Annotated in this window: 19 protein-coding genes, 1 pseudogene and 1 riboswitch; of the genes and pseudogenes, 11 read left to right on the forward strand and 9 right to left on the reverse strand. The window is 73.8% G+C overall.

The annotated features are described in order from the left end of the window. Positions 1 to 253 precede the first annotated feature (253 nt). The 4 genes and pseudogenes from cobO to Sm713_RS19510 all read right to left on the reverse strand — a co-directional run. A complete protein-coding gene (gene cobO, locus Sm713_RS19495; RefSeq protein WP_212910868.1) occupies positions 254 to 871 on the reverse strand; it encodes a cob(I)yrinic acid a,c-diamide adenosyltransferase in 618 nt (205 codons plus the stop codon). Then, the gene (locus Sm713_RS19500) at positions 871 to 3,102 is read right to left on the reverse strand and encodes a putative cobaltochelatase (protein ID WP_212910869.1); all 2,232 of its coding nucleotides are present in this window, start codon (positions 3,100 to 3,102) and stop codon (positions 871 to 873) included. The genes cobO and Sm713_RS19500 overlap by 1 nt, the downstream gene beginning before the upstream one ends. 62 nt (positions 3,103 to 3,164) lie before the next feature. After that, the gene (locus tag Sm713_RS19505) at positions 3,165 to 4,676 is read right to left on the reverse strand and encodes a cobyric acid synthase (protein WP_212910870.1); all 1,512 of its coding nucleotides are present in this window, start codon (positions 4,674 to 4,676) and stop codon (positions 3,165 to 3,167) included. Between the two features lie 272 nt (positions 4,677 to 4,948). Continuing rightward, positions 4,949 to 5,920, reverse strand: a pseudogene (locus Sm713_RS19510) (cobalamin biosynthesis protein); the annotation flags it as partial. A 53-nt stretch (positions 5,921 to 5,973) separates the two neighbouring features. Further along, a riboswitch (cobalamin riboswitch) is annotated at positions 5,974 to 6,132 on the reverse strand. Positions 6,133 to 6,457: 325 nt separating this feature from the next. Here Sm713_RS19510 and Sm713_RS19515 point away from each other — a divergent pair. From Sm713_RS19515 to amaP, 11 genes are all read left to right on the forward strand, one after another. Beyond that, entirely contained in the window at positions 6,458 to 7,201 is a 744-nt protein-coding gene (locus Sm713_RS19515) for a class II aldolase/adducin family protein (RefSeq protein WP_249416394.1), read from the forward strand. Between the two features lie 200 nt (positions 7,202 to 7,401). Then, positions 7,402 to 8,547: a S9 family peptidase gene (locus Sm713_RS19520; RefSeq protein ID WP_249416636.1), complete on the forward strand. Its 1,146-nt coding sequence runs from the start codon at positions 7,402 to 7,404 to the stop codon at positions 8,545 to 8,547. A 428-nt stretch (positions 8,548 to 8,975) separates the two neighbouring features. Beyond that, positions 8,976 to 10,367 carry a hypothetical protein gene (locus Sm713_RS19525; protein WP_212910871.1) on the forward strand — a complete coding sequence of 464 codons (1,392 nt, stop codon included), beginning with the start codon at positions 8,976 to 8,978 and terminating at the stop codon, positions 10,365 to 10,367. 384 nt (positions 10,368 to 10,751) lie between these two features. After that, a complete protein-coding gene (locus Sm713_RS19530) occupies positions 10,752 to 12,350 on the forward strand; it encodes an ABC-F family ATP-binding cassette domain-containing protein (RefSeq protein WP_212910872.1) in 1,599 nt (532 codons plus the stop codon). Positions 12,351 to 12,860: 510 nt separating this feature from the next. Next, on the forward strand, positions 12,861 to 13,082 hold the full coding sequence (locus Sm713_RS19535; RefSeq protein WP_212910873.1) for a helix-turn-helix domain-containing protein: 222 nt from the start codon (positions 12,861 to 12,863) through the stop codon (positions 13,080 to 13,082). 200 nt (positions 13,083 to 13,282) lie between these two features. Beyond that, positions 13,283 to 14,074 (forward strand): enoyl-CoA hydratase/isomerase family protein, encoded by a 792-nt coding sequence (locus tag Sm713_RS19540; RefSeq protein WP_212910874.1) that lies wholly within the window; start codon positions 13,283 to 13,285, stop codon positions 14,072 to 14,074. A 535-nt stretch (positions 14,075 to 14,609) separates the two neighbouring features. Continuing rightward, positions 14,610 to 15,101 (forward strand): Asp23/Gls24 family envelope stress response protein, encoded by a 492-nt coding sequence (locus Sm713_RS19545; protein ID WP_212910875.1) that lies wholly within the window; start codon positions 14,610 to 14,612, stop codon positions 15,099 to 15,101. Positions 15,102 to 15,163: 62 nt separating this feature from the next. Further along, a complete protein-coding gene (locus Sm713_RS19550; protein WP_212910876.1) occupies positions 15,164 to 15,349 on the forward strand; it encodes a hypothetical protein in 186 nt (61 codons plus the stop codon). A 5-nt stretch (positions 15,350 to 15,354) separates the two neighbouring features. After that, complete coding sequence (locus Sm713_RS19555) at positions 15,355 to 15,702, forward strand: Asp23/Gls24 family envelope stress response protein (protein WP_212910877.1); 348 nt, start codon at positions 15,355 to 15,357, stop codon at positions 15,700 to 15,702. Further along, complete coding sequence (locus Sm713_RS19560; RefSeq protein ID WP_249416395.1) at positions 15,699 to 16,400, forward strand: DUF6286 domain-containing protein; 702 nt, start codon at positions 15,699 to 15,701, stop codon at positions 16,398 to 16,400. The genes Sm713_RS19555 and Sm713_RS19560 overlap by 4 nt, the downstream gene beginning before the upstream one ends. Positions 16,401 to 16,404: 4 nt before the next feature. Further along, on the forward strand, positions 16,405 to 16,983 hold the full coding sequence (gene amaP, locus Sm713_RS19565) for an alkaline shock response membrane anchor protein AmaP (RefSeq protein WP_212910878.1): 579 nt from the start codon (positions 16,405 to 16,407) through the stop codon (positions 16,981 to 16,983). Between the two features lie 428 nt (positions 16,984 to 17,411). Here the strand turns inward: amaP and Sm713_RS19570 are convergent, their stop codons facing one another. From Sm713_RS19570 to Sm713_RS19590, 5 genes are all read right to left on the reverse strand, one after another. Then, positions 17,412 to 18,203, reverse strand: a complete 792-nt coding sequence (locus Sm713_RS19570) for an SDR family oxidoreductase (RefSeq protein ID WP_212910879.1) — start codon at positions 18,201 to 18,203, stop codon at positions 17,412 to 17,414. A gap of 36 nt (positions 18,204 to 18,239) precedes the next feature. Further along, positions 18,240 to 20,120: a glycoside hydrolase family 15 protein gene (locus Sm713_RS19575; protein ID WP_212910880.1), complete on the reverse strand. Its 1,881-nt coding sequence runs from the start codon at positions 20,118 to 20,120 to the stop codon at positions 18,240 to 18,242. Between the two features lie 109 nt (positions 20,121 to 20,229). Next, positions 20,230 to 21,033, reverse strand: a complete 804-nt coding sequence (locus Sm713_RS19580; RefSeq protein ID WP_212910881.1) for an SURF1 family protein — start codon at positions 21,031 to 21,033, stop codon at positions 20,230 to 20,232. Between the two features lie 71 nt (positions 21,034 to 21,104). Continuing rightward, the gene (locus Sm713_RS19585; RefSeq protein ID WP_212912125.1) at positions 21,105 to 21,302 is read right to left on the reverse strand and encodes a hypothetical protein; all 198 of its coding nucleotides are present in this window, start codon (positions 21,300 to 21,302) and stop codon (positions 21,105 to 21,107) included. 644 nt (positions 21,303 to 21,946) lie between these two features. Next, positions 21,947 to 22,687 (reverse strand): hypothetical protein, encoded by a 741-nt coding sequence (locus Sm713_RS19590; protein WP_212910882.1) that lies wholly within the window; start codon positions 22,685 to 22,687, stop codon positions 21,947 to 21,949. Positions 22,688 to 22,793 lie beyond the last annotated feature (106 nt).

Raw genomic sequence — 22,793 nt, forward strand, 5'->3', positions numbered from 1 at the left:
TGTCCCCTGGGGTGGGTGGGGGTGTGGCGGGTTTGTTGTGGCTGGGGTGGGTTGCGCAGTTCCCCGCGCCCCCTGGGGGTGTGCCCCTTGAGGTGGGTGGGGGTGTTGCGGGTTCGTCGTGGTTGTTCGCGCAGTTCCCCGCGCCCCTTTCGGGGCGCGCGGTTGTCGTGGCCGGTGGTCGCCTGTCGGTCTTGTCGTGGCCGTGGTCGATCGACCCGTTCCCCGTGGCCTTGCCGGGGGGTGGGACCCGGGCTCACCACTCGATGCCCTTCTGGCCCTTCTGGCCCGTGTCCATCGGGTGGCGGACCTTGGTCATCTCGGTCACCAGGTCGGCGACGTCGCACAGGGGCCCGGGGGCGTTCCTGCCGGTGATCACCACGTGCTGGGTGCCGGGGCGGTCGCGCAGGACGGAGATGACCTCCTCCGTGTCGATCCAGCCCCAGTGCAGCGGGTAGGTGAACTCGTCCAGCACGTACAGGCGGTACGTCTGCGCGGCCAGGTCGCGCTTGACCTGCTCCCAGCCCTCGCGGACCCGGGCCTCGTTGGTCTCCTGGCCCGAGGCGTCGCCGACCGCCGGGCGCTGGATCCACGACCAGCCCTCGCCCATCTTGTGCCACGCGACCGTGCCGCCCTCGCCGGAGGCACCCAGCACCCGCAGCGCGTTCTCCTCGCCGACGCGCCACTTCGCCGACTTGACGAACTGGAACACCCCGATCGGCCAGCCCTGGTTCCAGGCGCGCAGCGCGAGTCCGAACGCGGCCGTCGACTTGCCCTTGCCGGGCCCGGTGTGCACCAGCAGCAGCGGACGGCCGCGGCGCTGGCGGGTGGTGAGGCCGTCGTCGGGGACGACGGCGGGCTGTCCCTTGGGCACTACGCGGCCCTCCCATCGGTACGGATACGGTCGGCGCCCGCGGCGCCCTCGGTCGTCGGGGCCTGCGGTGAACGCGGCCCGGCCCCGCCCGGGACACGCGGCGGCGGTGCTGCCGCGCCGCCCGGTGCCCGCGCAGCGCCGCGGACGTCCCTGACCAGCCCGGCCAGCGCGTCCGCGCGCAGCTCCGCCAGGCTGACCGCGGCGCCGCCGAGCTGCCCGGCCAGCCGGCCGGCGAGCCCCAGCCGCACCGGCCCCGTCTCGCAGTCCACCACCACCGACGCGGTGCCGTCCGCGGCGAACAGCCCCGCGGCGCGGCCCGCCCGGCCGAGCGGATCGGCACCGCCGGTCGCCCGCCCGTCGGTGACGACCACCATCAGCGGCCGGCGCGCCGGGTCCCGCAGCCGCTCCACGCGCAGCACCTCGTGGGCACGGAGCAGCCCGGCCGCGAGCGGGGTGCGCCCGCCCGTCGGCAGCGCGTCCAGCCGGGTCGCGGCGGCGTCCACGGACGAGGTCGGCGGCAGCGCCACGTCGGCCGCCGCGGCACGGAACGTCACGAGGCCCACCTTGTCGCGCCGTTGGTAGGCGTCCAGCAGCAGCGACAGCACTGCGCCCTTCACGGCGCCCATCCGGCGCCGCGCGGCCATCGACCCGGAGGCGTCCACGACGAACAGCACGAGGTTGCCCTCGCGGCCCTCCCGCACCGCCTGCCGCAGGTCCTCGCGGCGCACCTTCAGGCCCGCGCCGGTGCGGCCGCGGGCCCGCTGGTGGGGTGCCGCGGCCCTGACGGTGGCGGCCAGGTGCAGCTTCGTCAGGGCGCCCCGCGGCTGCCGTGCCCCGGTGGTGCGGCCCTGCTCGGTGATCGCACGTGACCGCCGGCCGGCCGCGCCCTCGCCGAGCCCCGGCACCGTCAGCAGCCTGGCGCGGAACGGCTCACCGGCCCGCACCGCGGGCTGCTCGGCGGCGCCGCCTGCCGGCGGGGGGCTCTGGGCGGGGATGCCGGGCGCGTCGGACTCGGCCTCGGGCGGGGGCGCGTCCTCGCTGCGGCCGGGCGGTGGCGGCGGGCCCCCGCCGTCCGGACCGGTGGCACCGGGAGGCGTGCCGCCGCCACCGCCCCCGTCGCCGGGGCCGTCGGGATCGGGGTCGTCGTCGGTGCCGTCGTCACCGGGGTCGCCCGGCGCGCCGTCCTGCTCCGGCTGCCCTGCCTGCTGCGGCTCCTCCGGCTCGTCGTACTGCTCCAGCGTCTCGTCGAGCTTGTCCTCGTCGAGCCCGGGCGCGTCGAAGGGGTTGCGGCGGCGCCGGTGCGGCAGCGCCAGCAGCGCCGCCGTGCGGACGTCCTCCCGCAGCACCTCCGTGCGGCCGGCCCAGGCGGCGAGGGCTTTCGCGGTACGGGCCATCACGATGTCCGCGCGCATGCCGTCGACCTCGAAGGCCGCGCAGGTCGCCGCGATCTGGCGCAGCACACCGTCGCCGAGCACCACCTCGGGCAGCAGGGAGCGCGCCGCCGCGATCCGCTCCCGCAGGCGCGCCTCCTCATCCGCCCAGTGCGCCGCGAAGGACGCCGGCTCGGCGTCGTACGCGAGCCGGCGGCGCACCACCTCGACGCGCTCGTCGGGCTCCCTCGACGCGCTGACCTCCACGGTCAGGCCGAACCGGTCGAGCAGCTGCGGCCGCAGCTCGCCCTCCTCCGGGTTCATCGTGCCGACCAGCAGGAACCGGGCGGCGTGCCGTACGGAGACGCCCTCGCGCTCCACGTACGAGGCGCCCATCGCGGCGGCGTCCAGCAGCAGGTCGATGACGTGGTCGTGGAGCAGGTTGACCTCGTCGACGTAGAGGATGCCGCGGTGCGCGTCCGCGAGCAGTCCCGGCTCGAAGGCCTTCACCCCCTCCGCGAGCGCCCGTTCGATGTCCAGCGAGCCGACCACCCGGTCCTCGGAGGCGCCCACCGGAAGCTCCACCATCCGGGTCGGCCGGGCGGTGCCGGACGACTGGGTGTGGGGACCGTCCGGGCAGCGCGGGTCGGGCGCGCCGGGGTCGCAGTTGAACCGGCAGCCGGTGACGACGCGGACGTCCGGCAGCACCGCCGCGAGCGCCCGTACCGCGGTGCTCTTGGCGGTGCCCTTCTCGCCGCGCACGAGGACGCCGCCCACTTCGGGCGAGACGGCGTTCACCAGCAGCGCGAGCCGCAGGTCCGCCATGCCGACGATCGCGGTGAGCGGGTAGGGGGTCTGCACGCTGGGATCACTCCTTCTGGTGAACGCCGAGGGGCGGGGTCGTGGGGCGGGCGCCGGCGCGGTCACGGCGCGCCCGGCGGGACGAACGGCAGCCCAGGCGGCGGGCCCTCCTCGATGAGGCGCCACAGCGCGTCCGTGTCCGCGTGCTGCTCGATCAGGTCACCGAGGCGTTCGAGCTGCTCCTCGCGGAGCGCCGCGAACGCGGTGTCGGGAGCCGGCACGAAACGCCGGCCGGCGGCGGCCGCGACCGTCCGCAGGAACGCCCGCCGGAACCCGTCCGACTCCAGCGAGCCGTGCCAGTGCGTGCCCCACACCGAGCCGACCCGGCAGCCGTCGAGGAACGCCTCCCCGCCCTGCACGTCGGCGACGCCGTGGTGGATCTCGTAGCCCTCGACCTGCTCGCCGAGCGCCTGCCCGCGCGGCCGGCCGAGCGTCTTCTCCGGGACGAAGCGGACCCGCAGCGGCAGCAGGCCGAGCCCGTCGGCGGACGGCTCGCGGGACTCGACGCGCGCGGTGTCGTCGATGTGCTCGCCCAGGATCTGGAAGCCGCCGCAGATGCCCAGCACCGGCCGGCCCTCGGCGGCCCGGCGGGCCAGCGCGCCGGCGAGGCCGCGCTGCTGGAGCCAGCGCAGCGCGAGGACCGTGCCGCGGGTGCCCGGCACGATCACGAGGTCCGCGTCGGCCGTCTCCTCGGGCCGGTCCACGAACCGCACCACCACGCCGGGCTCCGCCGCCAGCGCGTCCACATCGGTGAAGTTCGACATCAGCGGCACCGCGCACACGGCGACCCGCAGCACATCCTGCCCGACCGGCCCCGCCGGTGTGCTCTCCCGGACCGTGCCGCGCAGGGAGACGCGCAGCCCGTCCTCCTCGTCGATCCCGAGACCGGTGCGGAACGGCAGCACCCCGTACGTGGACCGCCCGGTGAGGTCCCGCAGCATGTCGAGGCCGGGATCGAGCAGCGTCACGTCGCCCCGGAACTTGTTGACGAGGAATCCGGCCACCAGCTTCTGATCCGCCTTGTCCAGCAGGGCGAGCGTGCCGAAGAACGACGCGAAGACGCCGCCGCGGTCGATGTCGCCGACCACCAGCACGGGCAGCCCGGCGGCGCGGGCGAGGCCCATGTTCACGATGTCGGTGCGGCGCAGGTTGATCTCCGCGGGCGACCCGGCGCCCTCGCAGATCACGACGTCGTGCTCGGCGCGCAGCCGGTCCAGGCAGTCCAGCACGGTGCCGAGCAGCCGCTCCTGGCGCCCGCCGTGGTAGCCGCGCGCGCTCATCTCGCCGACCGGGTGGCCCATCAGCACCACCTGGCTGCGCCGGTCGCCGCCCGGCTTCAGCAGCACCGGGTTCATCAGGGCGCTCGGCTCCACCCGCGCCGCCTGGGCCTGCATCGCCTGCGCGCGGCCGATCTCGGCGCCCTCGCGGGTGACGAACGAGTTCAGCGACATGTTCTGCGCCTTGAACGGCGCTACCCGCACGCCCTGCCGCGCCAGCCAGCGGCAGATCCCGGCGGTCACCACGCTCTTGCCCGCGTCGGACGTGGTGCCGGCCACCAGCAGCCCGTGGCTCATGCGGCGGCCTGCCGCGGCCCGGCTCCGGGGCCGGCGGGGGCCGGGAGGACGCCTGACACGGCACCGGGCACGGCCCTAGGCCCTGTCGTCGAACTCCCGTCTGCCGCGCGGCGCCATGCACGCCCTCTCGCCGCACCGGGCGTAAGCCCAAGTACATCCAGTACGAGGGCTTGCACCCGGCACGCCGAGAGAATCCACCTGACGCCGCGCGGCCCGCCCTCCGTGCGAACGACGGGAGTTTGACGACAGGCCCTGGACCGCACCCGGGCGACTCCCGCCCGTCCGAGCCGGGCGCCGACCAGCACGACCAGCGCCCCCCAGCTCACCCGCCGGGACAGCCGCACCGCCCGCTCGACGTCCGCCACCGCCACGTCCCGTCCTCCGTCGCCCAGCACCGGGCGCAGCTCCGCGCGTCCCCCGTAGGACAGCGCACCGCCGAGCCGCACCCTCAGCGCCCCCGCGAACGCGGCCTCCACCACCCCGGCGTTGGGGCTCGGGTGCCGGTGCGCGTCGGCCCGCCAGACCCGCACCGCGCCGGCCGGGTCCGGGCCCAGCACCGCGGCGAGGGCCGCCGTCAGCCGGGCTCCGGGCCAGCCCACGAGGTCGTCGAGCCGGGCCGACGCCCAGCCGAACCTGCGGTACCGGGGGGACTTGTGGCCGACCATGGCGTCCAGGGTGTTGACGGCCCGGAAGCCCACCAGGCCCGGCACCCCGGCCACCGCGCCCCACAGCAGGGCGCCGACCACGGCGTCCGAGGTGTTCTCGGCGACGGACTCCACCACGGCGCGGGCGAGCTGCGCGCTGTCCAGCGCCTCGGGGTCGCGGCCGCACAGGTTGGGCAGCCGCCGCCGGGCCGCCGCGACGTCACCCGCCGCCAGCGCGGCGCCGATCGCGCGTGCTTCGCGGCCCAGCGAGGTGCCGCCGACCACGGCCCAGGTCGCGGCGGCCGTCAGTCCCGCCGTGGCGGCGGGGGAGCGGCGCGCGGCGCGGGCGGCCAGCGCGGCGAGGCCGACGGCGCCGCCGGCGCACAGCGCGGTGTGCAGGGCGCCCCAGCCCCGGTGGTCGCGCCAGAGTCGGCGTTCCACGGCGCCCGCGGCGCGCCCGAACGCGGCGACGGGGTGTCCGCGGCGCGGGTCGCCGAGCAGCAGGTCGCCAAGGAGTCCGGCGGTGGCGCCCACGGCGCCCGGGAGCGGGGCGGGGGATATGACCCCGCGTCGGGAGAAGGCCGCGTGCCGTCCCGGCATCGGTGTGTGTCCTCACTCAGGGTCCTCGCCCTGGCTCGACGGGACGACGGCGAGAGTCTCCTGGCTCCCGGATCCGCAGTTCCCCCGGCCTTCCAGCCCTCTCCCGGTGCCCTCGATGGCACTGGGAGTACTCCGAGCCGTGACGTCCGATGTGGGGGAGTGCTCCCCGGTGACAGTGGCGGGACCGCGCCGGATTCGCACCGGCTTCCTCTCCTGCCGCCGTACTTGGCCCCGGCAGTCCACCATGCCCCGAAGATCCCGTCAACCAGCCGCTGACCTGCGGCGGGAGAGTGTGCGCAGGCCCACACGGGGAGGCGGGGTGCGGGGCGGTGGTGTCGTCGTGCCGCCAGGTCGCCAGGTCGCCGGGTCAGTGGATTTATATATCGATAAAGCTCCTTGAGCTCTGCCCGCGGCGGCAGCGGTCCTCCGTGCCGATGCCGATGCCGATAGCGATACCGATAGCGATGTCGTGCCGATGCCGGAGCCGTGCCGATGCCCGAGCGGTGCCGGTGCCGGCGCGGTGGCAGGATCGTCGGCATGACGGACGAGATGGTCGATCAGCAGCCGGGTGGGAGTGCCGCCGAGGACGCCGCAGGTGGCGGTGCGGGCGACGGCGCGGGCAAGGGTGCGGAGGACGAGGCGCTGGCCCGCGCGTGGGCGGAGCTCGTCGAGGCGGCACGCAGGACCGTCGCCGACGGGCTGGTCGTCGGCACCTCCGGCAACGTCTCGGTGCGGGTCGGGGACACCGTCCTCGTCACCCCGAGCGGTGTCTCCTACGACCGGCTCACCCCGCGGGACGCCGTGGGCGTCGACCTCGACGGGCGGCAGGTGCTCGGCACCCTCGCCCCCACCAGCGAGCTGCCGATGCACCTCGCGGTCTACCGCACCACCTCAGCGGCGGCCGTGGTGCACACCCATGCCGTGCACGCCACGGCCGTCTCCACGCTCGTCCCCGAACTGCCGCTCGTCCACTACATGTCCGCCGCGCTGGGCGGCCCCGTGAGGGTCGCGCCCTACGCCCTCTACGGCACCGACGAACTGGCCCGGAACATGCTGGAAGCCCTCGACGGCCGCACCGGGTGCCTGCTCCGGAACCACGGCACCGTCACCTACGGCAGCACCCTCGACCAGGCCTACGACCGCACCGCCCAGCTCGAATGGATGTGCCGCGTCTGGCTCGCCGCGAGCGCGGTGCCGGGAATGGCGCCGAGCCTGCTGTCCACCGGGCAACTGGACGCCGTACAGGAGAAGCTGCGGGGCTACGGCCAACGGCGGGGCTGAGGCACCGCCGGCCGGGCGCCAGGCCGCCGCACGGGCCACCGTTCGCGATCCGACTCCGCATTCGGGTGGCCGTCGGCCGTCCCGACGCCGACACTGGAGCGGTGCGCATCCCCAGAACACTCGCATCGGAACCGGGGAGGACGACTCGGGCCGCCACCCATGCCCTCGCCGGCGCGGCGCGTGCGGCACGCCCGGGGCCCCTGGGCACACCGACGGCCGCGCGTGCCGCCGCGGCCGCCGTCACCGCCGCGGTGGGCGCCGGCGCCGCAGCGATCGCCGCGGGGCGGTGGGCGGGCGGCGCGGCCCTGAGGATCAGCCCCGGCCGGCCGCTGCCCACCGAGCCCAGACTCACCGTGCACGACGTCACCGCCGACCGGATCGCCCTCACCCGCGGCTTCGCCTCCGGGCGGCCCGGGGTGTACGGACTCGTCGACGGCTCGGCCAGGGGCGTCCACGCGGTCGTCGGCCCCCTCGACGAGGCGGCGGAGCACACCCCCGACACGGTGGTCCGCCGGCTCGAACGCGTCACCCGCGGCACCCTGGAACCGGGCGCGAGGGTGTGGCTCACCCCCCAGGTGCACACCGGCGACCCGCGCTCCGCGCTGGGCCTCGACTACACCGAGACCGACGTCCCGTCCGAGCTGGGCCCGCTGCCCGCCTGGTTCGTCCCGGCGGCCCGCGACACCTGGGTGATCGCCGTGCACGGCCTCGCCACCACGCGCGAACACCCCATGGTCGTCCTCGACTTCCTGAACCGCCACAAGTTCCCCGTGCTCATCCCCGCCCACCGCGGCGACCCCGGCGCCCCCCGCTCCCCTGACGGGCTCGACCACCTCGGCGAGACCGAGTGGCGGGACGTGGACGCCGCGCTCGGACACGCCGTACGCAAGGGAGCGGAGCGCGTCATCCTGTACGGCTGGTCCACCGGCGCCACCATGGCCCTGCACACCGCGGCACGCTCCCCGCTGCGCGACCGCATCGCGGGCCTCGTGCTGGACTCCCCGGTGCTCGACTGGGCGGCCACCGTGCGCGCGCTCGCCGCCGCGCGCGGCACCCCGCGCCTGCTGCTGCCGCTCGCGGTGCGCGCCGCCGAGGGCCGCGGGGGACGGGGCGCCGAGCGGGTCCCGCCGGTCTTCGCTCCCGACGCGATTCGGGTGCCCACGCTCGTGCTGCACGGCCCGGACGACGCCATCGCCCCCTGGGAGCCGTCGCTCCGGCTGGCCGACCGCCTGTCGTCCCTCGTCAGCCTGCACACCGTGCGCCACGCCCCGCACGGCGCGCTGTGGAACGCCGATCCGGCGGAGTACGAAGAGCAGCTCCGGCGCTTCCTCGTCCCGCTGACGTAAGTACGGCGTGCGCCGGCACCGCCCGGATGCGGTCCGTCTACGGCTCCGGAACGGCCCTCATACGGCGCCGGTCCGGCCTCCATAGGGCGCCGATCCGGCCTCCATGCGGCCCCCGTACGGTCCCGCCGTACGGGGAGCACGCACCGGGGTGCGGGGCCGGGCGCCCTATCGTGCCGGCGGCCCGTCCGCAAGCCCGCTGTGGGGGAGCGTGCCGGCGCTCCGTTGACACGGGCGTCCGGTGTCCCGCTGGTGCCGTTCGGCCCCGCGCGGCGTGCCCAGTCCCAGGGACGGGGCCCGGAGTGGCCGGTAACAGTCCATTCCGGTTAGTCGGGGTGTGGCCCGGTTAGATACCTTCCCACCAGCGTTTAGTTCTTCCCCTCTTGCCATTCCGTTTGGGAATTCGGACCGTCAACAGGAAGACTGCTCCCGTGACGTCCCGTACCCCGCGCGACTCCAGGCTCCGACTCGTCCGCTCCCGGCCGCTGGCCACCGCTTCCCAGGCGGTGACGGCCGGGCGCCTCCGCCGCCCGGCGCCCCCGCCGCCGGAAGGCACCCCGGCGCCCGCGGAACTGGCACGCATCGCACGGCGCGGTCTCGCGGGAGCGGTACGCATCGCGCACTGGGCCGACCGGGCGGTGCGGCCCGGCGGGGGAGAGGCCACGCTCGACGGCTCCGGCGCGCTGTCGGGGGCGGCGGTCGAACGGGCCGCGGCGGACCTGGGCCTGACGCACCAGCAGGCACGCGCCGACTGGGACACCGCACGCCTGGCCGGGCTGATCGAGCTGCACGGCGGCACCGCGCGCGCCGGCTGGCGGCTGCGCGCCTGGGATCGGGACGACAGCGCCGTGCTCCGCGGCTGGGTCGCTCTCTTCGACGCCTGGTCGCTGACCGGCGACAGCCCCGACGGCCTCGCCCGCGCCACCGTCGCGGAGCTCATCGAGGCCATGCCGCAGGTGCTCTCGCTGCTCCAGCTCTCCGCCGGGCCCGTGCCCGTGTCCCAGCTCCTCGACCTGCTCCGGCAGCGCGTCACGGAACTGCGTACGGAGCGCTGCGAGATCCCCCACGGCCCCCAGCCGCAGCCGGTCGAGGACGCTGACGCCCCGCTCGAACCGCTGCTGGACTGGGCGCTGGACGCGCTCGCCCGGGTCGGCGCGCTCACCTGGGCCGAGGAGCAGGTCACCCTGACACCGCTGGGGAGCTGGGCCGTCTGGGTCAAGCTGGAGCAGATCTGCGTGGCCGCGCAGAGCCCGGCGGGCAACATCGAGCAGTCCGCCGAGGACATGCTGCGCGGCTGCGCCCAGCTGCGCCCCAACGCGGCACGCGCGGAGTACCGCGCCTGGCTCGCCGCCCGGCCCGTCGGCAGCGCCGTCAGCGACCTCCTCACCGCCGCCCGGGGCGAGGACGCCCTGCTGCGCGGCCTCGCGTTCGACGCGCTGCGCGTCGTCGGCGCCCCCGCCGAGGCGGAGGTCAGAGCGGCCCTGGAGGAAACGTCGCTGCGCCCTTACGCGCTGCTGTGGCTCGCCGAGCACGACGGCGTCGACCCGGAGGAGGCGCACACCGCGCTCACCCGTGAGGAGGCCACCTGGCTCTGGGTGGACACCGCCGCGGCCGTCTCCGACCACGGCGAGGGCACGCTGCTCGTCCGCCACCTGGAGTCGGCGGTCCAGGGCACCGTCCCCGCGCTCCTGGACGACGTACGCGCCATCGGCCACCCCCGCACCGTCCAGGTCCTGGTGGCCCTCGCCGCCGCCCACCCCGACCCGGCCCTCGCCAAGGTGGTGCGGCGCGCCGCCTTCCAGGTCCACACCGGGGGCGCGTAGCCGCCGTCCGGGCTCGAAGGGCCGGAAGGGGCGCTCAGCGGTGCGTGCCCGGCCCGTCACCGGCGGCCGGGGCGCGGGGGCACCCGAAAGCCCGGACGCTTCGCCGGCGACCCCGGAACGACGCGGAACCGTCCGCTCGCCCGATGGCCGGGCAGCCGCGGAACCGCCCGCCGGCCGGTGGCCGGGCAGTGGACGGGACGGGAGAAAAGCGGTTGCACGGTACCGGTAGAATTTCCTCCATGGCCATTCTCCACGCGCATTAGACGGCGTGCCCGCCGCCTGTCCGCCCCTGCGCACCCTCGCGCCCCGTGGCGGGCCACGCGCGGCCCAGCCCGACTCGTCGTGTCCGCCGTCCTCTCTCCGCCACCGCCCTGGAGTCTGTCCGTGATCACCGCCTCCGCCATCGAACTGCGCGCGGGTGCCCGCATCCTCATCGAGTCCGCCAGCTTCCGCGTCGCCAAGGGCGATCGCATCGGCCTCGTCGGCCGCAACGGCGCCGGCAAGACCACCCTCACGAAGGTGCTCGCGGGAGAGGGCATCCCCGCCTCCGGCACCGTCACCCGCAGCGGCGAGGTCGGCTACCTCCCGCAGGACCCGCGCACCGGCGACCTTGACGTCCTCGCCCGCGACCGCGTGCTGTCCGCCCGCGGCCTGGACGTCCTGATCCGCAAGATGCGGGAGAACGAGCAGCGCATCGCCACCGGCAAGGGCGCCACCCAGGAGAAGGCCCTCAAGCAGTACGAGCGCCAGGAGACCGAGTTCCTCACCAAGGGCGGCTACGCGGCCGAGGCCGAGGCCGCCACCATCGCCGCCGCCCTGAACCTCCCGGACCGCGTGCTCGGCCAGCCGCTGCACACCCTCTCCGGCGGCCAGCGCCGCCGTATCGAGCTGGCCAGGATCCTCTTCTCGGACGCCGACACCCTGCTGCTCGACGAGCCCACCAACCATCTCGACGCCGACTCGATCGTCTGGCTGCGGGACTACCTCAGGAGCTACCGCGGCGGGTTCATCGTGATCTCGCACGACGTCGACCTGGTGGAGACCGTCGTCAACAAGGTCTTCTACCTCGACGCCAACCGCTCCATGATCGATATCTACAACATGGGCTGGAGGCTCTACCAGCAGCAGCGGGAGGCCGACGAGAAGCGCCGCAGGCGCGAACGGCAGAACGCCGAGAAGAAGGCCGCCGCGCTGAACGCGCAGGCCGACAAGATGCGCGCCAAGGCCACCAAGACCGTCGCCGCGCAGAACATGGCCCGCCGCGCGGAGCGGCTGCTGGCCGGCCTCGACGACGTCCGGCAGTCCGACAAGGTCGCCAAGCTGCGCTTCCCCGAGCCCGCCCCCTGCGGCAGGACACCCCTGACCGCCGAGAGCCTGTCGAAGTCGTACGGCTCGCTGGAGATCTTCACCGATGTCGACCTCGCCATCGACAAGGGCTCCCGCGTCGTCATCCTCGGGCTGAACGGCGCCGGCAAGACCACCCTGCTGCGGCTGCTCGCGGGCGTCGAGAAGCCGGACACCGGCCAGGTCGTCGAGGGGCACGGCCTCAAGCTCGGCTACTACGCGCAGGAGCACGAGACCCTCGACCCGGAGCGCACGGTGCTGGAGAACATGCGCTCCTCCGCGCCCGACCTGGACCTGGTGCAGGTGCGCAAGGTGCTCGGCTCGTTCCTGTTCTCCGGGGACGACGTCGACAAGCCGGCCGGGGTGCTCTCCGGCGGCGAGAAGACCCGGCTCGCACTGGCCACCCTCGTGGTCTCCTCCGCCAACGTCCTGCTGCTCGACGAGCCGACCAACAACCTCGACCCGGCCAGCCGCGAGGAGATCCTCGGCGCCCTGCGCACCTACCGCGGCGCCGTCGTCCTCGTCACGCACGACGAGGGCGCCGTGGAGGCCCTCCAGCCCGAGCGGATCATCCTGCTGCCGGACGGCGTCGAGGACCTGTGGGGCGCGACCTACGCCGACCTGGTCGCCCTGGCCTGAGGGGCCCCCGCCGCCCGCCTGGGGCCCGGCGGTCGTCACCGCCGGCGGCGGGCCCCCGGGCATCGCCGTCGCCCCTGGCCGGGCGGCCCCGGTACCCCTCGGCCGCCTTCGGTCGCCCTCGGCCGCGACCCTCGGCCGCCGCTTCGGGGTCCGCGGAGGCCGGGCACGTCGGCGAGATCGAACTCGCGCGTCTCCGCGGATGGATCATTCGGCCGATCCGTGATCCACCATCTGTGTGAGATCGGCTGGTACTGCGGTGTGTCATACACGTATTAAGCTGCCGAGGCGTTCCACTCCTCGGCTTTTCCCTTATCGCGCGCTGAGCTGGCCTTTTGCCATCGATTGCGGTGCGTCACGATGAGGCCAGACTTCGGAATTGATCATTCCAATTGTGCCGATCATCTTTGTGGGACCCCTCGGTGTTCTATGGACCTTGCCGAATGGGTGGCCAGGAAGCCCGCTAGGGGTGATCATGAGAGTCCAGAGCGCACTTCCCATGAGGAGGCACGGGTGGCCGAGACTCTGAAGAAGGGCAGCCGGGTGACCGGCGCCGCGCGCGACAAGCTCGCGGCAGACCTGAAGAAGAAGTACGACTCCGGTGCGAGCATTCGGGCACTGGCCGAGGAGACCGGCCGCTCGTATGGCTTCGTCCACCGGATGCTGAGTGAGTCCGGGGTCACGCTGCGGGGACGCGGCGGGGCCACGCGGGGCAAGAAGGCCTCCGCCGGCTGACGGCGGGTGGCCCACCCCCTCCGGTGGTGCCACCCGGCCGCACTCGCCCAGTGCCCCAGGGGCCTGGGCGGTGCCTCCACCCGGTGTCACGGGACCTGGGTGGAACGCCGGTCGGCCGGGTGGTTACTGTGCAGTCACTTATGGGCGTCGTCCTCTCCGGAGAGCAGCGCCCTGCCTGACTGCGGCCCATCGGAGGACTCATGGCTTCCCCCGCCCCGGTAATCGACAAGGACGGCGTGCGGCTCACCGTCGACGAATCGATCGCCACGGTGACGCTCACCAACCCTGCCAAGCGCAATGCACAGAGCGTGACGCTGTGGCTTACGCTGGCGGAAGTGGGACGCGCCCTGCCCGGCAGCGTCCGCGTCGTGGTGCTGCGCGCGGAGGGTCCCTCCTTCTCCGCGGGGCTCGACAGGAAGGCCTTCACCCCGGAGGGCATCGAAGGCGAGCCCTCCTTCGGTGACCTGGCACGCCGTCCCGACGCCGAACTCGACGCCGCCATCGCCTCCTACCAGGAGGCCTTCGCCTGGTGGCGGCGCCCCGACGTGATCTCCATCGCCGCCGTGCAGGGGCATGCCATCGGCGCCGGGTTCCAGCTCGCCCTCGCCACGGACCTGCGCGTGGCCGCGGACGACGCACAGTTCGCCATGCGCGAGACCAGCCTGGGCCTCGTTCCCGACCTCGCCGGCACCCACCCCCTCGTCGGGCTCGTCGGCTATGCCAGGGCTCTGGAGATCTGCGCCACCGGCCGTTACGTGCACGCCGACGAGGCGGCCCGCACCGGCCTGGTGAACCTGGTCGTGCCCCGCGCGGAGCTGGATGCCGCCACCCACGACCTGGCGGCGGCCCTGCTCGCCGCGCCGCGTGATGCCGTCATCGAGACCAAGGCCCTGCTCCAGGGCGCGGCGGGGCGTTCCTACGACGAGCAGCGCGCCGCCGAGCGCGCCGCCCAGGCACGCCGGCTCCGGGATCTGGCGGGCGTGGGGGAGTAGACCGCGCCGGGCCGCCAGGGCCGCGAGGGCCGGATGGCGCCTCTCGCGCCGCTGTGGCGGCCCCGCTTTATCCCCCGCCGCCTGGCCGATGCGCGAAGCGCCCGAAAAGGGTGCGGCGCGGGGGGTACCTCCCCCGCCCTGAAGGCAGTGGGGGAGCGACAGTCCGCGACGAGACGGTCGCTCCGGCCCCCGGCCCCAAGGGGGCCAGTCCCAGGCTGTACCAGCCTCAAGGGGGGGCAGTCCGAGGCTGTACCGGCCCCAAGGGGGCCAGTCCCAGGCTGTACGAGCCCCAAGGGGGGCAGTCCGAGGCCGTACGAGCCTCAAGGGGCAGTCCGAGGCTGTATGAGCCCCAAGGCCGGCTCTCCGGGAAGCGCAGGTATGGCCGGCCATGGTCGCCGGCTACAGCGCCGAACGCCCCCATACTGCCGTATCGGCCGTATCCCCAGCGCGGAGCCGGACCCGCGCCCTTACTGTGGTGAAAGAGGTTGATTTCCCCGCCAAGGAGTACATCTCCTGATGAAAGGGATGAATCGCAATGGCCGACACCCAGGGATGGAGCGGGCAGGGGACCGCCGAGAAGAGCTCTCCGGACCGCCAGACCGACCAGCAGCGCAAGACGGCCACGCGGCGGCTGGGCGAGCCCGCCGTCCGTGGCCGCACCACGATCGCCGACGGCGTCGTCGAGAAGATCGCCGGGCTCGCCGCCCGGGACGTCATCGGCGTACACGCCATGGGCAGCGGCATCGCCCGCACCTTCGGCGCCATGCGAGAGCGGGTGCCGGGCGGCACCCCGTCCGTGTCGCGAGGCGTCAAGGCCGAGGTCGGCGAGGTGCAGACCGCGCTCGACCTGGAGATCGTCATCGACTACGGCGTGGCGATCTCCGACGTCGCCCGGGACGTCCGGGAGAACGTGATCGCGGCCGTGGAGCGGATGACCGGACTCGAGGTCGTGGAGGTCAACATCGCCGTCAGCGATGTGAAGCTCCCGGACGAGGAGGAGGAAGAGGGCGAGACCCGCCTCCAATAGCGTCACGAAGGCGATGACCCGTCCCGCACACGGTTCGGCCGCCACTCACCAAGGAGCACAGGATGAGCATGCCCGTGGTCGGCATGGTGTACGGCATGGTTCTGGGGTTCGCCGGGTTCTGGGGCGGATTCCCAGCGTTTCTACTGGTGGCGGCGTTGGGCGCCATCGGTTTCGTCGCGGGGCGGTTCGTGGACGGCGACCTCGAAGCCGGCGACTTCTTCCGCTCGCGCGGCGGCCGGCGGCGGTGACGCGGGTGGCCGGTCAGACCGTCGGCCCCGCGGAGCGCGGCGGCACCCGGATCGCCGACCGGGTGGTCGCGAAGATCGCCTCCCAGGCGGCCCGTGAGGCGCTGGGGGCGGTGCCGCGCGGCGGCAACGCCCCGCACGCGACGGTCGCCTGTCGCCACGACACGGCCCGGGTGCGAATCAGTCTCGATCTGGAGTACCCGTGCGATGTCGGCGCGCGGTGCGGAGAGGTGCGTCGTCATGTGACCCAGCGGGTAGAGGCGTTGGCAGGCATGGCCGTGCGCGAAGTCGTCATTCAGGTGGAGCGGATGCACTCGGCCCTGACGCGCGGTGAGGGACAGGGGAGGACACGATGAGCGAGCCCGGCGGCTCCGGGCGTCCGGGCGCCACGGTGGGGCCAGGGTCCCGGGAGACCGGCAGCACGCAACGGCTGCCGGTCCTGGAGAAGACGACGGACGGACCGGGCGGCCCGCCCTCCGCGACCGTGTACAACCCGCTGGACCCCGCCACCAAGGCGCGCCGCTTCTGGTCGTCGCGCCGGGTGCCCGCCGGGATCGTCGCCGTGCTGGTCTTCGCCATCTCCGGCCTGTTCCTCTACGACATCGTCTCGGTACGCGCCGGGCGTTCCGCGCTGCAGTGGCGCAAGTCGTTCGCGGGCGACCTCGCCACCAGCCACCTCGACGACACGGCGGTACTGGCAGGCGCCGCCGCGGCCACCGCGCTCGGCCTGTGGCTGCTGCTGCTCGCCGTGACGCCGGGCCAGCGCAGGCTGCTGCCGATGGTGCGCACCCACGCCGACGTCCGTGCCGCGCTGCACCGGCGGGCGGTGTCGCTGGTGCTCCGGGACCGGGCCATGGAGGTGCCCGGCGTGCAGTCCGCGGGCGTGCGCACCCGGCGGCGCGGGGTGCGCGTCCGCGCGGTCTCGCACTTCCGGGAACTCGACGACGTACGGTCCGACCTGTACGCCGCCCTGAGTGACGGCATCCGGGACCTGGCCCTGGCCCGGCCCCCCGCCCTGACGGTGCACGTCACGCGCGCGAGCAGGAAGGGGTGACACGGTGCTGAGAACGTTCAACCGCGTGCTGCTCGCCCTGGCCGGGCTGGTCCTGGTAGCCCTGGGCGGCCCGGTGCTGGTGATCGGCCTCGGCGTCAAGCCGCCGGGCTGGTGGATCCACCAGGGCGAGCACGACGTCCTGCTCACCCACCACGAGCGCACCCGCTGGCAGGGCTCGAACTGGTGGTGGCCCACGGTCATCGCGGCGCTGGCCCTGGGCCTGGTGCTCGCCCTGTGGTGGCTCGCCTCAGTGCTGCGGCGCCACCGGCTCGCCGAGGTACTGGTGGACACCGGCGACGGCGAGGAGGCGCTGCTGCGCGGCCGGGCCATGGAAGCGGTGCTGGCCGCCGAGGCGGCCGCGGTGAACGGCGTGGAGGAGGCGGACGTGACACTCTCCGGACGCCGCAACGAGCCGCACACCCGCATCCGCCTGCTCCTGGCCCCCCAGGCCGCCCCGGGCGACACCCTCCACCGCCTGACGACGGGCCCCCTGAACCTGGCCCGCCAGTCCGCCGGCCTCCCCCGCCTCCCAGCGACAGTACACATGCGCCCCATGCGCCACAGAGCCCAACGGGTCCTCTGACCAGGGCCCCCAGAAAGGGGCGCGGGGGCGGATGCGCGGAAGCGCACCGAAGGGGTCGCTGGGGTTGATGCGCGAAGCGCCCTGGTAGGGGCGCGGGGAACTGCGCGACAGGCCACGAGGAGAGGGACGGTTGGTCACCGTCCTGAAGGGGCAGTGGCGGGCCGTATCCGGCCAAGGACCGGAGCGGCCCTGAAAGGGGCACGGGGGCGGATGCGCGAAGTGCCCTGAAAGGGGCGCGGGGAACTGCGCGACAGGCCACGAGGAGAGGGACGGTTGGTCACCGTCCTGAAGGGGCAGTGGCGGGCCGTATCCGGCCAAGGACCGGAGCGCTCCTGAAAGGGGCGCGGGGAACTGCGCAATCACGAGACGGACGACTGCCCACCGTCCTGAACGCACCCCCGGCCCCACCCGGCCAAAGGCCGGCCCCCTCAGAAGCCGTGCCGAGCCCCACCATCCACCGGCAACATGACCCCGGTCAGATACGACGCGGCGGGCGACATGAGAAACGCCGCGGTCCGCCCGAACTCCTGCGGCGTCCCATAACGCCGCATCGGTATCGACGCCTCCATGGCCGCCCGCGCCGCCACCGGATCGGCCGCCAGGCCGTCCAGCTCGCGCACCCGGGCGGTGTCGATCCTGGCCGGCAGCAACCCCACGACGCGGATCCCGCGCGGCCCCAGCTCGTTGGCGAGAGTCTTGGCGAAGCCCGCCAGGCCGGGGCGCAGGCCGTTGGAGACCGCCAGCCCGCGGATCGGCTCGTGAACGGAACCGGACAGCACAAAAGCGATCACCGCGTCCCCGTCCGGGCCCTCCGCCCCGGCCCCGGCACCGGGCGCGCCGAGCCGTGCCGCCGCCGCACGTGCCAGCCGCACCGCGCCCAGGAACACGGACTCGAAGGCCGACGTCCACTGCTCGTCCGTGTTGTCCGTGGCCGCGCCCGGCGCGGGACCGCCGACGCTGATCAGCAGCCCGTGCAGGGCGCCGAAGCGCTCGTAGGCAGCGCTGATCAGCCGGTCGGGGGTCGCCGGGTCCGAGTTGTCGGCGACGACGCCCACGGCGTCCGGGCCGAGTTCCTCGGCGGCTTCGGCCACCCGCTGCTCGTCGCGCCCGGTGATGACCACCTTGGCGCCGTCCGCCAGCAGCTCCCGCGCGGTGGCGTTGCCCAGCCCGCGGGTGGCTCCGGTGACGATGTACACGCGGTCCTTGAGTCCCAGATCCATGCGGGACATCCTGCCAGCCGCGGTCGGGGCGGCGACTCAGGGGCCCGGCTCGGCCTCGACGTCGTACCGGTGCCCGACCCCGCCCTTCGCGGCGCGCTCCGGTCCGCTCTCCCCGTCCCCGCCGTCCTCCGCCCCGTCGGTGCCCGCGTCCCCGTACAGCACGAACGCCGTGTTCACCAGGCCGATATGGCTGAACGCCTGCGGGAAGTTCCCGAGTTGGCGGCCGGTTGACGGGTCGTACTCCTCCGCGAGCAGGCCCACGTCGTTGCACAGGCCCACGAGCCGGGCGAAGAGGTCCCGGGCCTCCTGCTTGCGGCCGGCCAGGAACAGCGCGTCCGCCAGCCAGAACGAGCACACCAGGAAGGCGCCCTCGCCACCCGGCAGCCCGTCCACCTCCTCCGCGCTCATGCTGTAGCGGCGCAGGAAGCCGCCGTGCGACAGCTCGCGGGAGACGGCGTCGATGGTGCCGATGACCCGCGGGTCGGTCGGCGGCAGGAACCCGGTGCGCGGGATGAGCAGCAGGGCGGCGTCCAGGTCGCTGGAGCCGTAGGACTGGGTGAACGTGTTGCGGTCGGGGTCGTAGCCGCGTTCCAGCACCTCGCGGTGGATCGCGTCGCGCATCCTGCGCCACCGGTCCACGTCCCCGCCGAGCTCCGGGCTGGCCTCCATGGTCTTGACCGCGCGGTCGGCCGCCACCCACGACATGATCTTGGAGTGCACGAAGTGCCTGCGGGGGCCGCGCACCTCCCACAGGCCCGCGTCCGGCTGGTGCCAGGCGGACTCCAGGAACTCCAGCAGGGCGTTCTGCATCCGCCACGCGTGCGGCTGGGAGCCGAGCCCCGCGCGCGCCGCCAGCGTCAGGGAGTCGATGACCTCGCCGTACACGTCGAGCTGGAGCTGCTCCACGGCCTGGTTGCCGGTGCGCACGGGCGCCGAGTTCTCGTATCCGGGCAGCCACGGCAGCTCGAACTCGGGGATGCGCCGCTCACCGGAGAGCCCGTACATGATCTGGAGGTCGGCCGGATCGCCCGCGACGGCCCGCAGCAGCCAGTCCCGCCAGGCTCTCGCCTCGTCCAGGTGGCCCGCGGTGAGCAGGGCGTCCAGCGTGAGGGTGGAGTCCCGCAGCCAGCAGTACCGGTAGTCCCAGTTCCGCACGCCCCCCAGCTCCTCGGGGAGCGAGGAGGTGGCCGCGGCGACGATGCCGCCGGTGGGGGCGTAGGTGAGGGCCTTGAGGATCATCAGCGACCGCAGCACCTGCTCGTGGAAAGGGCCCCGGTACGCACAGTGCGTGGCCCAGCCCCGCCAGTCCTCGATGCTGCCCTCCAGGGCCTCGAACGGGTCGACCAGCTCGGGGCGAGGTTCGTGGGAGGGGTGCCAGGTGAGGACGAAGGCGACCTTCTCGCCCTCGGTGACGCTGAACTCGGCGTAGGTGCCGAAGTTCTTCCCCCAGCTCCGCACCTCCGGCTCGCTGCGCAGCCAGGCCGAGTCCGGGCCGGCGACGGCGACGCGGTGGCTGTCCACCCTGCGCATCCAGGGGATCACCGATCCGTAGTCGAAACGCAGCCGGAGCCTGCTGCGCACGGTGACGCGGCCGGAGAGGCCCTCCACGATGCGTACGACGTCCGGGTAGCGGTCCCGCTGCGGCATCAGGTCGGTCACGCGGACACTGCCGTCGTCGGTGTCCCACTCCGTGTCGAGGATCAGCGTGTCGGGGCGGTAGCCACGGCGGGTGCAGTTGCCCGCGCCCTTCGGAGCGAGTGTCCAGTGGCCGTTCTCGTCCGTGCCGAGCAGAGCGGCGAAGCATGCGGCCGAGTCGAAGCGGGGCAGGCAGAGCCAGTCGATCGAGCCCCTGCGGCTCACCAGAGCGGCGGTCTGCTGGTCGCCGATGATCGCGTAGTCCTCGATACGTCGGTGCATTGAGGTCGGGTTCCCGCCTCGGGCGCGCGACAATCCGCCGCAGGTCCGGCCGGGTGAAACGGCTCCCAGGCCGACCGTCGGCCCTGCGCGGGCGGCCGTGGACCGCGGCTCAGGAGCCGACGTCCGCCAGGTCCGCCGCGGGAGCCGCCTCGGCGGCGCGGGCCGCCCGCTCCTGCCGGTCCCGCCGCTCGCGGCGCACCAGCACGATCCACCCCGCCGGCACGCCCGCCGAGAACAGCCACCACTGCACCGCGTACGCCATGTGCGGCCCGATGCTGCTGTGATCCGGCTCCGGGATCAGCTCCGGAGACCCACCGTGCGGAGCCGGCGAGATCTCCTCGATGTACCCGCCAAGTACCGGCCGTCCCAGCCGCTTGGCCAGCTCACGGCTGTTGATCAGCATGATCTGCCGCGGCGGCAGGCCCTTGACGTCCTTGATCCCGCTCTCCGCGGTGGTCTCGTCGGGCATCAGCCGCCCCGTGACCGTCACCTCGCCCCGGGCGGGCGCCGGGATCCTGGGGAACGCGGTCTGGGAGCCGTTCGAGGCAATCCAGCCGCGGTTCACCAGCAGCACGCTGCCGTCGTCGAGGTCCAGCGGGGTCAGCACGTGGTAGCCGACCTGCTCGTCGGCGTTGGTACGGCGCCGTACGACGACCTCGTGGGCGGTGTCGAACCTGCCCGTCGCCGCCACCCGCTCGTACAACTGGGCGTCCGAGACCTTGTGGCCGGGGGACGTCAGCCGCTCCGCCGGCACCGGCGCGTGGTGCAGTGCGTCGCTGATCACCTTGTTCTGCGCGACGCGGTGCTCGTGGCGGTGGAGCTGCCAGAAGCCCAGCCGGATCATCACCGGGATCAGCACAAGGCCGACAAGGGTGAGGATCACCCATTGCCGGGACAACAGGAAGCGGTACACCCCATGACGGTACCCCCGGGGGCCCGGGCCGCCGTGGTCAGGGTCCTTCGCGCCTGGCACGGGCGGTCCCCTCACGCCTTGTCGATGATCCCCGGGCGCCCCTCCGCCCGGGAGCAGTGGGCCCCGCAGTGCAAGTGCCCGTCCGCCTCGACGCCCTGTCCGATGATCTGCACCCGGCAGTGCTCGCAGAGGGGCGCCGTGCGGTGGATCGCGCAGGCGAAACAGTCGAAGACATGCACTCTCCTCTTTGAGGAGAGTGGTACCTCAATCAGGGTGGTGAACTGCACGTATGACGGACGGTGAGTGGCTTGAGTACTGGCTGTCACGGGCGCCGATCTTGTCGGAGGACATGCTGGACGACATCCACCACATCCTTACGACTGGGGGAGACGGCGAAGACTGATGTGGCAAACAGCCCTGCCCGGCGAGGCTGGCGGCGGCTTATAGCCAGCGAGAGTGCCCCTCCTGGCAAGGCCATGTTGGACGTGCCAGGGGTAGCGCGGCACCGGTACGTCCGGCCTCTCGGCGTGGACGGGAGCTATGGCGTCGAGGCGATGGAGTAGGTGTTCTGACGTCGATTCACTTGGTGAGTCGACGGTAGCCGGTGCGGGCGGCGGCTATGCCGACGAAGGCGACGCCGCAGGTCCCTTGAAGCTGCCCCGACGACGGGCAGGAACGGTCCCTGGATCGCCCCTGGAGCGCTGTAGTAGACGATGCCCCAGCTCACGATCTGCGTGGCGCAGAGGGCGGGCAGGGCGGCGCCGGGCCGCGACCGACCCCCTCTCGTTCCGGTCGCGGCCCCGCGCGCGAAGGTGTGGAGGCCGGACGGTTGCTCGGGCAGGAGGAGCGTTCCGTGCGCGATTCCGTGAGAGCTGTCCCGAGCCGCTGTTGAATCGGTGCTCTCACATGGCGGCTACTCCCAGCCGAGGACCTTGAAGTCCTTGCCGACAAAGACGTGATGCGGCCAGTTGACGCTGATGTTGTGGACTTCGTACTCGCCGTCGCTCAGCTCCACCACGCGGTCGACGACGCCTCCGGGGACGACGGCCTGCGCGGCCCTCGTCGCCTCGTACGCCGTTTCCCCGCTGACGATCGTCCCGTCTCCTTCGGTGTAGTCCGACGGAACCTGACCATGCGTCTTCACCGGCGACGGCGTTCCCTGCTGGAAGGGGATCACTCCCGCGGCCCCGGCAGCCGCTGCTCCGCCGTCGCCCCCGGGCTGGACGATGACCCGGGCAGCCGTGATGGTCGTGCTGTCGACCACCCCCAGGGCGAGGACACTTGCTCCTTTCCGCACGGACCTCGCCGGGACACGGTGGGTGTTCTTGTCGTAGGCCGTGGCGGATGTCTCGTCGACGGTCACCACCACACCTGTTGCAGTCGTCATGGTGAAGCCGGAGGCGGACGTGCTCTCGACGATGCCGGTCGCACCCCCGTCGGAGGGCCCGGCCGCAGGCCCGCCTCCACCGGTGGGCGGCTTGGTCGCCCCGGTCGGTGCGGACGCGGCCGTGCCCGAGAGGGACGACGCCTGCGATGCGGACGATGCCGAGTCCGCTGCGGCCGACGTGCCGAGGCCGGTGAGTCCGGCCAGTGCGCACGCCAGTCCGGTTGCCAGGATCCATCCACCCTTCTTCGTCGATGGCAGGTTTCGCACTCCGTGCTCCCGGACGTGCACGCTTGCGGCCGGCGCGGCAACCCTGGCTTCCGAGCGGCTGGGCGGGTATGCGCAGTCGTTCATGGTGGCTCCTCACGTGTGGACA

Origin of the sequence: Streptomyces sp. TS71-3 (assembly GCF_018327685.1) — a bacterium.
Classification (GTDB): domain Bacteria; phylum Actinomycetota; class Actinomycetes; order Streptomycetales; family Streptomycetaceae; genus Streptomyces.

Bases quoted from the DNA above. Each gene is read 5' to 3' on its own strand.
- Sm713_RS19505 (WP_212910870.1), bottom strand. From the start codon at position 4,676: ATGAGCCACGGGCTGCTGGTGGCCGGCACCACGTCCGACGCGGGCAAG.
- Sm713_RS19515 (WP_249416394.1), top strand. From the start codon at position 6,458: ATGACGGACGAGATGGTCGATCAGCAGCCGGGTGGGAGTGCCGCCGAG.
- Sm713_RS19540 (WP_212910874.1), top strand. From the start codon at position 13,283: ATGGCTTCCCCCGCCCCGGTAATCGACAAGGACGGCGTGCGGCTCACC.
- Sm713_RS19545 (WP_212910875.1), top strand. From the start codon at position 14,610: ATGGCCGACACCCAGGGATGGAGCGGGCAGGGGACCGCCGAGAAGAGC.
- Sm713_RS19550 (WP_212910876.1), top strand. From the start codon at position 15,164: ATGAGCATGCCCGTGGTCGGCATGGTGTACGGCATGGTTCTGGGGTTC.
- Sm713_RS19560 (WP_249416395.1), top strand. From the start codon at position 15,699: ATGAGCGAGCCCGGCGGCTCCGGGCGTCCGGGCGCCACGGTGGGGCCA.
- Sm713_RS19570 (WP_212910879.1), bottom strand. From the start codon at position 18,203: ATGGATCTGGGACTCAAGGACCGCGTGTACATCGTCACCGGAGCCACC.
- Sm713_RS19575 (WP_212910880.1), bottom strand. From the start codon at position 20,120: ATGCACCGACGTATCGAGGACTACGCGATCATCGGCGACCAGCAGACC.